This window comes from Pricia sp., assembly GCF_041745955.1.
Classification (GTDB): domain Bacteria; phylum Bacteroidota; class Bacteroidia; order Flavobacteriales; family Flavobacteriaceae; genus Pricia.
On sequence record NZ_JBGTHY010000074.1, the window covers coordinates 1 to 1,983 of the forward strand.

Here is a 1,983-nt window from a genome sequence, read left to right on the forward strand (position 1 = left end):
GAATGAGCCGTTAGGCTGTTCAAAAAACCGAAAATCGCTCCAATACCGATGGTAGAGGGTTATTTTTTCCGAAATATCCTGCTTATACGCTATTTCAAGCTGTGGACGTAGTTCCAATTGGTTGGAATATTCGGTTATCTCAGGGTCTTGGGGAAGCGATTGAAGAAGATAGGTGAGGCCAATCCCCGCATTCCATCCTTTTCCGAGTTTACGGCCCGCAAAAGTTCTTGAAAGAAATTGATGTTGCCGCCATGGAAACCAGTATGTCCTTTCCTCCAATTCCTGTCTTATTTCATAGCTGTCATTAAGTTTCAGTTTAAGGTAGTATCGTGTCCAAAGCAGTTGCTGCGTATCGACACTTTTTTGTGCCACAACATTTGTCGAGTACAGAACGGCGAGCAAAGCAATAAGACGCGTTGGTTTGATCGAACTCATATGGCTTTGAGAATAAGCAATGGCTAAAATAATAAACCTGTTATTCCCAATAAATAAGTAGGGTAAAAAATCGATATTTCGGTGACTAGAACCGTGGTATACGAAAAATCGGTACGGTTTCAGAATTGTTCAATCCGGTAGTTCCTCTTCTCAGGGCCGACACCTTTTATTGTTAGTGATTTCCATTCCTTTGGGATGATCGGATTTTTTTGAACGATGCCCACGTCAGAAAACTCGAGTCCTGCGAACCCGAACAGTACGGTCTGCAACATGCCACCGGCACCGGTTGCAAAATAAGAAAAGTTACTCGTGGCCACTTCGGATAAAGCACCAAAAGGTGCTTGTTGATTGGGAACATAACTTTCCTTGAACAAGCGATAAGCGTTATCCACATCACCTTGTCTCGCATAAAGTACGGCAAAAATGGATTTGCCCATGGCGGGCCCTTCCTTGGAAAGTTTTGGTTCATAGTATTCCAGATCCCTTAAAATGGATTTTTTATCATCTATGATTGTAAGCGGATAGGATAACAGATTGACATCGGCCTGCTTGATGATCTCCCCATCGTAATCGCTATGCTCTTTTGTAGTACCGTCGGGAAAACGGAGTATTTTGATGTTGTTCGCGACGTCTTGCCATTTCGGATCTGGCTCGATTCCCAATGCCGCGGAAGCCTTTATGGCATAGTTGAGCGCGGTAATCGCCGCACCATTGGTAAAGGCATTGTCATTTACGTTGGGCGCAAACTCATTGGCGCCGACCACGTTATTGATGGAGTAGCTCCCGTCCGCATTTGCCGTAACGCGACTGACCCAGAAATCGGCTATTTCATTTATCACTGGAAATCCTTTTTCTTTCAGCCATTGTTTATCCTTCGTTACACGATAATAGTTCCAAAACGCAATAGCTATGTCCGCGGTAACATGATGTTCAAAGGGGCCGGTAAGCGCAAACGGCGGGGTGGCCTCTTCCCCGGTATCGTCACTCTCCCATGGGAACATCGCCCCATTGTATCCGTAATTGATGGCCCGTTGTTTTGCCATTGCCAATCGATCCGAACGATAGTTGACCAACGATCTTGCGATATCCTGATTGAACAATAATAAAGGAGGAAACATCCATAGCTCGGTATCCCAAAAAATATGGCCATTATAAGGGGTTTGCAGGGAGAGCCCCATGGGAGCGATACTCAGGTCGGAATCCCCACGGCCAAAGGCGTACAAATGGTAAAGCGCAAGCCTGACATCTTGCTGGGAGGTCAGATCGCCTTCGATTTCGATATCCCCTTCCCATAGCTCGGACCATAATTTTCTATGCTGCTGCAACAGCACCTCTTTACTATTGAGCAAATTGTAGATAACCATACGCTCGGATTCGGACTTCGGATCTGAAATATTCTTACTTGTGCATTGAGCTCCTGTCCAAGCAAATTCCAATGCCTCATTTTTGGCTATCTTTTTATCAAAGGAAAGTGTGTTTTCGTAGTCGTTTACGACCGTGTGGGTCAATTCGGGCCTTTGATGTTCCCTTGAAGAGTTAATGGCATGC

At 45.2% G+C, this 1,983-nt stretch carries 2 protein-coding genes; both read right to left on the reverse strand.

Translation table 11 applies throughout. The annotated features are described in order from the left end of the window. Positions 1–435, reverse strand: a 435-nt coding sequence (locus ACEW8S_RS02245; protein ID WP_373516559.1) for a DUF2490 domain-containing protein, incomplete at its 3' end; no start/stop codon positions are given. Between the two features lie 119 nt (positions 436–554). Further along, the coding region (locus ACEW8S_RS02250) for a glycoside hydrolase family 65 protein (protein WP_373516560.1) at positions 555–1,983 on the reverse strand (1,429 nt) is incomplete at its 5' end.